General features: G+C 63.4%; 8 protein-coding genes and 1 pseudogene. 4 read left to right on the top strand and 5 right to left on the bottom strand.

All coding sequences use genetic code 11. The features are described 5' to 3' along the window. Together YH3_RS36750 and YH3_RS19835 are read right to left on the bottom strand one after the other, a co-directional pair. Window positions 1-261 (bottom strand): annotated as a pseudogene (locus YH3_RS36750) (molybdopterin molybdenumtransferase); the annotation flags it as partial. A 125-nt stretch (window positions 262-386) separates the two neighbouring features. Next, window positions 387-1298, bottom strand: coding sequence for a UTP--glucose-1-phosphate uridylyltransferase (locus YH3_RS19835; RefSeq protein ID WP_003946415.1), 912 nt, complete (start codon window positions 1296-1298; stop codon window positions 387-389). Between the two features lie 59 nt (window positions 1299-1357). Between YH3_RS19835 and YH3_RS19830 the strand changes: the two genes are divergently transcribed. The 4 genes from YH3_RS19830 (at window position 1358) to mscL (ending at window position 3690) form a co-directional block, all read left to right on the top strand. Continuing rightward, window positions 1358-1936 carry a 5-formyltetrahydrofolate cyclo-ligase gene (locus YH3_RS19830; RefSeq protein WP_030536326.1) on the top strand — a complete coding sequence of 193 codons (579 nt, stop codon included), beginning with the start codon at window positions 1358-1360 and terminating at the stop codon, window positions 1934-1936. 111 nt (window positions 1937-2047) lie between these two features. After that, window positions 2048-2359 (top strand): FmdB family zinc ribbon protein, encoded by a 312-nt coding sequence (locus YH3_RS19825; RefSeq protein ID WP_003946378.1) that lies wholly within the window; start codon window positions 2048-2050, stop codon window positions 2357-2359. Between the two features lie 77 nt (window positions 2360-2436). Further along, on the top strand, window positions 2437-3168 hold the full coding sequence (locus YH3_RS19820; protein ID WP_064443904.1) for an SAF domain-containing protein: 732 nt from the start codon (window positions 2437-2439) through the stop codon (window positions 3166-3168). Between the two features lie 99 nt (window positions 3169-3267). Then, window positions 3268-3690, top strand: coding sequence for a large conductance mechanosensitive channel protein MscL (gene mscL, locus YH3_RS19815; RefSeq protein ID WP_047272495.1), 423 nt, complete (start codon window positions 3268-3270; stop codon window positions 3688-3690). Between the two features lie 59 nt (window positions 3691-3749). Here mscL and YH3_RS36095 read toward each other — a convergent pair whose 3' ends face one another. From YH3_RS36095 to YH3_RS19805, 3 genes are all read right to left on the bottom strand, one after another. Then, window positions 3750-3926 (bottom strand): hypothetical protein, encoded by a 177-nt coding sequence (locus tag YH3_RS36095; protein ID WP_003946347.1) that lies wholly within the window; start codon window positions 3924-3926, stop codon window positions 3750-3752. Between the two features lie 6 nt (window positions 3927-3932). Continuing rightward, a complete protein-coding gene (locus YH3_RS19810; protein WP_176720912.1) occupies window positions 3933-4430 on the bottom strand; it encodes a molybdenum cofactor biosynthesis protein B in 498 nt (165 codons plus the stop codon). A gap of 80 nt (window positions 4431-4510) precedes the next feature. Continuing rightward, window positions 4511-5689 (bottom strand): S1C family serine protease (locus YH3_RS19805; protein ID WP_238592657.1); only part of this gene is annotated, 1179 nt, incomplete at its 5' end.

The raw sequence follows: 5689 nt of genomic DNA, 5'->3' as shown, positions 1-5689 counted from the left end.
CGTCACCTCGCCGACCACCGGCAAGCTGAGGTCCGTAGGCTCGCCGTCCTCGCCGCGGAGGTCGGCTCCAGCTCCGGCGACATCGACACTGCGAACCGCGTAACCGTCGATGGCAGCTTGATCGAATCCCGGCAATGGGCGTTCGGTCACCACTTCCTCGGCACACAGCAGTCCCTGCGCCTCCGAGATGGCGACCCGAACCGGACGGGGTGCCACTGCAGCAGCGGTAACCCTGGTCTGCTGCTCCTCAACCGACCGCATCTGGTCCGCGTCCTCCTGTGTCTGGAAATTCGGTGATATCCGTCAGCTCATGATGCCTTGCCGCCGAAAAGGGACAAGCACATTGATACTGCGTTATCGGGCGATCAACCACCGTGGCGACACGCTCAGCGGTCGAGCCGATCCGCGAGCCACTTACGCAAGGACGGGCCGTAATCGTCACTGTCGAGTGCCAGGTCCACCGAAGCGCGGAGGTACCCGCCGGGGTTGCCCAGGTCATGACGCGTTCCGCGGTGCACCACCACGTGAACCGGATGGCCCTCGGAAATCAGGAGAGCGATGGCGTCGGTGAGTTGCAACTCACCGCCGGCTCCCGGCTCGATGCGACGAAGTGCGTCGAAGATCGCACGATCGAGCAGATAGCGACCTGCAGCGGCAAAGGTCGACGGCGCGTCTTCCACAGCCGGCTTCTCGACCATGCCGACGACCTTGAGGACGTCGGGATTGACCGCGTCGGGAACGATCTCGACGTCGAAGACGCCGTAAGCGCTGACTGCGTCTTTCGGGACGTCGATTGCACAGAGAACGGACCCGCCGCGCTTGGCCCGAACTCGCGCCATGATCTCCAGGACCCCACGCGGTAGTACGAGATCATCGGGCAGAAGGACCGCGATGGCGTCTTCGTCGTCGTCGAGAACCGACTCGACGCAACCGACTGCATGCCCGAGGCCGAGAGGCTGCTCCTGAATCACGGAGTCGACTTCGAGCAAACCCGGCGCTTTGCGCACCTTCGCCAGGGCAGCGAGTTTTCCGCTTGCTTCCAGCTTGCTTTCGAGCACGAGATCCTCTACGAAGTGGGCAACCACGCCGTCTTTGCCCGGGGACGTCACGATGACGAGCCGCTCGGCTCCCGAGTCCGCAGCTTCACCTGCCACCAGTTCGATACCCGGTGTGTCCACGACCGGCAGCAATTCTTTCGGAACCGTCTTGGTGGCAGGCAGGAAACGCGTACCAAGTCCGGCTGCGGGAACCACGGCCGTACGGAAGGCCCTCGTGCTGCTAGCGACAACGTCTGTCATGCCAACACCTTAGCCGCCGCTTGTTACCGCTCGGTCAGCACGACGAATATCGTTGCGGGGTGACACCTCAGACAAAAGCACAATGGCGACAAATCACACTCGCAGCACGTGATGCAGTCTCCGAGCACACTCGAAACACGGAAACTGCGGCGTTGATCACGCACATACGTTCAGTGATTGTCGACGGCTCGGTCGTCTGTGCGTACGTCCCCACCCGCACCGAACCAGGATCCACCGATTTGCTCGACGCCGTTGCCGAGATCGCTCAGCGTGTACTACTTCCGATCACCGGGGAGCCGGGACCGTTGTCCTGGGTCGAGTACAGCGGCGCGGACGGTTTGCGCCCCGCGAAGTACGGCATTCGGGAGCCTGTCGGACCCGTCTTGCCACCGGAAGCCCTGTCCGACGTGGAATGCATGCTTGTCCCTGCTCTCGCGGTGGATCTTCGCGGAACACGCCTCGGCCGTGGCGCAGGCTTCTACGACCGGACGCTCGGGTCGGTCGGACCACAGACTCGGCTCGTGGCAATTGTCAGAGACTCCGAACTCGTCGAGGCCTTGCCTGCCGACGACCACGACATTCCCATGGGCTGGGCATTGACGCCGCGCGGCGGCCTCACGCAACTCAAAGGCGATTGATCTGCGGGAATAGATCCCTGATTAGCGCTGTTGGCACTGTCACTTGTAGAGTGCTAAAGGCTGCGGTGTAAATACGCGGCTGCTCGAACATCACAGTGCGGAGGAAGCCCGGTGCCCACCTACTCATACGCATGTACGGAATGTGACAACCGTTTCGACATCGTCCAGTCCTTCAGCGAAGATTCGCTGACGGTCTGCCCAGCTTGCTCAGGCAAGCTCCGCAAGCTGTTCAACTCTGTTGGCATCGTGTTCAAGGGCAGCGGCTTCTACCGCACCGACAGCCGCGGCGGCTCCGGGACTGCGAGCGAGCCCGCCAAGAGTGATTCGGCACCCGCTGCGAAGTCCGAGTCCAAGTCGGACTCCTCTTCGACATCGAGTTCGTCGACCAGCACGCCGGCGCCCGCAAAGGCTGCCGCGAGCTGATTTCCACAACCTCCGGGTTGTCCACAGTTTCACATGGTTAGGGCCGGAAGCACCGCTTCCGGCCCTAACGTGCATGAATGCCGTCAGCACGTTCTCGCTCGCCGAGGCGCTCCGATCCACTGCGCGCCCAACTCGATCTCAGCCCGAGCACCTTCGATCGCGTCGTCGAACTGACACGCGGCACACGGTTTCGCTCAGCGACAGTCCGTAAGATCGCAGCCGTTGTCCTGGCCACACTCGGCGTTGTTCTCTTATTTCGAGGCGATCCCGCGACCGATACGGTCGCCGTGGTTGTCTCGAGCCGCGATCTCACTCCGGGGCAGGTGATTGCGGATTCGGATGTCGAGATGCGAGAGATCGACTCGAAACAACTTCCCGAAGGAGTTGTCTCCGATACCGACCTGGTAGTCGGGAGAACCGTTGCCGGCCCGATTCGCTCCGGAGAAACCGTCACCGACGTGCGCGTTCTCAGCCCACGGCTGGCCGGGTTGTCGGTAGGAACCGACGACGCCCGCATCGTCCCCGTCCGATTGGCCGATGCGGCCGTCGCGGACATGTTGCGCAGCGGGGACGTCGTCGACGTCCTGACCGTCGGCCCTGACACATCCCGCCCCGACACACCCAACGAATCAGTTGCAGACAAGGCCCCACAAATTCTTGCGGCAGGAGCGGTAGTCGCGTTGGTCACCACGTCGGAAAGTACACGTAACCAGCAGGAACAGGTGATTTTGCTGGCCCTGCCGACACCAGCAGCCAACGTCGTAGCCGCGGCATCTCTGTCCAATGCGATCACCGTGACATTCCGCTGACCGCACAAAGCGTCCGAAGCTCCTCTAGGATTTTTCCAGTCGGTTCGGTATCAACGGACCATCTGGCACTTGCCATCGGAGACTCGAGGGGACACCGACATGCTCAAGGGATTCAAGGACTTCCTGCTTCGCGGAAACGTGCTCGACCTGGCCGTCGCAGTGGTCATCGGCGCGGCCTTCACCGCCATCGTGACTGCCTTCACCAGCAATATCATCAACCCACTTGTCGCTTCGATTGGCGGAGCCAACGAATACGGGTGGGGCATTCAGCTGACGGGTGACTCCGCTGAGACGTTCCTGAACTTCGGTGCGGTCGTCACCGCGATCATCAACTTCATCATCATCGCAGCGGTCGTCTACTTCGTGCTGATCGTCCCTGCGAATGCGGCGAAGAAGAAGTTCGTCTCCGAGCCCGAGGACAAGGAAGCCAGCGAAACCGATCTGCTCATCCAGATCCGCGACATCCTCTCGGCCAATGCCGGTGGCGCCGACACGGGAGCGCACGCCAAGTCTCTCGAATAGGCAGTGCCCACAGATCAAATCAGGCCCTCGGACAATTGTCCGGGGGCCTGATTTACTTCTCAACCGCCGTGGTGCGGGGGCCGCTGACTGCGCAGCCAGTCGTCGTCCGAGGACCGCGAGGATCCTTCGGGACCCCGCTCGTCCGACGTCGTCTCGGGAAAGACGTCCCCGAAGATGCGCGCCAGGCGCTTCTTGTCGACTGACGGCTTCTTCGGGGTATCTGGTTGCTCCGACAAGCTGTCTCAGCCCTCGAGGCTGGACAGCTCGGCGATCACGTGACTCGCCAAAGCCGTCAGGGTTGCCATGCCGTCGCGAATTGCCGGCCTGGTCGACGCCAGATTGGCTACCACGGTGCTTCCCGAAACCCCGACGAGGCCGCGGGACAAGCCTGCTTCGAGCGATCCGGCCGAAAGACCGGAAGCACGAAGTGCTTCGGCAATTCCCGGGATCTCGCGATCGAGAACCTCAGCGGTCACGTCAGGAGTGACGTCACGCGGGGATACCCCGGTACCGCCGACCGAGATGACGAGGTCGACGCCACCGATGACTGCGGTGTTGAGAGCGTTGCGGATCTCCACTTCGTCGGCGGCGACGGCGACCGTCGCATCGACGAGAAAACCCGCTTCGTTCAGCAGTTCCGTGACCAGTGGACCGATGGAGTCGGTGTTGTCGCCGTGGGCTGTGCGATCGTCGACGATGACGACCAGAGCGCGGCCGGCCGATGTGGCTTCGAGTTCCATGACTCCTACCGTAGTGTCCGATCCCGACGCCGTTGCGATCTGGCCGAAGATCGGGTCGATCGTCTGCTGATCGCCGAACATCATCGACCGCCCTGCGCTGCCGCGGTTCCCAACGTGACGTCGACGGTCTTGGTCTGCCCGCCGTCGCTGTACGTGATCGAGACCTTGTCGCCGGGAGCATGTGAACGCACTGCCGCGATCAGCGAATCACCATCTGCGACAACACGATCGTCGACCTTGGTGATGACTGCACCCTTCGGGATACCGGCCTTGGCGGCCGGCCCGTCAGCAGTGACATCCATTACGGTTGCGCCGTCGGCGTTGTCCTGCGACGGCACGGTCACGCCGATCATGGCCTGAGTCGCCTTGCCGGTCTTGATCAGTTCGTCGGCGACGCGGCGTGCCTGATCGATCGGGATGGCGAAACCAAGTCCGATCGAACCGCCTTGGGTACCCGACGACGCTCCGAGCGAGGCGATCGCCGTGTTGATGCCGATCAGCTGGCCGTCCATGTTGACGAGGGCGCCACCGGAGTTGCCGGGGTTGATCGCTGCGTCGGTCTGCAGAGCGTCGATGACGGTGTTCTGGTTGCCGGACTCGCCGCTCGTGGAGACCGGGCGATCGAGTGCGGAGATGATGCCTTCGGTGACCGTGCCGGCCAGGCCGAGTGGGGACCCGACGGCAACCACCTGCTGTCCGACCTGGACGTCGCCGGAGTTGCCGAGATCGATGGGCGTGAGGTCGTTGCGACCGTCGACCTTGATGACGGCGATGTCGGAGACGGGGTCGGCACCGACCAGAGTGGCCGAGGCCTTGGTTCCGTCGGAGAACGCAACGCGAAGTTGCGCTCCCTGTGCGCCGGCAACGTGGTTGTTGGTCAGGATCAGACCGTCGGAGGACAGGATGACACCGGAGCCCTCACCGCCCTGTCCCTGCGCGGTGGCTACCTCGATCTGCACGACGCTGGGCACGACCTTCGAGGCAACGGCCTGAACCGAGCCGGCGGGAGCGTTGGACGTGTTGGTCGCAGTGGGCTTCGGAGCGTTCAGAGAGTTGGTGACCGTCGCGGTTCCACCGTTGCGGTCCGCGACGACGGCGCCGACCACGCCACCGACACCACCACTGACCAGGACCAGGGCGAGAGCGCCGGCAACCAGCGCCATGCGTCCCGACTTCGGCTTGGTGGTGGTCGAACCGGAGTTCGGCCCCTGCAGCGGTGCGGGGATCTGATTGTGGCCGCCGCCCGGGCCGTTCGGGCC

The organism is Rhodococcus sp. YH3-3 (assembly GCF_001653035.1).
Classification (GTDB): domain Bacteria; phylum Actinomycetota; class Actinomycetes; order Mycobacteriales; family Mycobacteriaceae; genus Rhodococcus_F; species Rhodococcus_F qingshengii.
This window is presented reverse-complemented; position numbering and strand designations above follow the sequence as displayed.

Coding starts and splice junctions, on each gene's coding strand:
- mscL (WP_047272495.1), top strand. CDS start 3,268: ATGCTCAAGGGATTCAAGGACTTCCTGCTTCGCGGAAACGTGCTCGAC.
- YH3_RS19835 (WP_003946415.1), bottom strand. CDS start 1,298: ATGACAGACGTTGTCGCTAGCAGCACGAGGGCCTTCCGTACGGCCGTG.
- YH3_RS19820 (WP_064443904.1), top strand. CDS start 2,437: ATGCCGTCAGCACGTTCTCGCTCGCCGAGGCGCTCCGATCCACTGCGC.
- YH3_RS19810 (WP_176720912.1), bottom strand. CDS start 4,430: ATGGAACTCGAAGCCACATCGGCCGGCCGCGCTCTGGTCGTCATCGTC.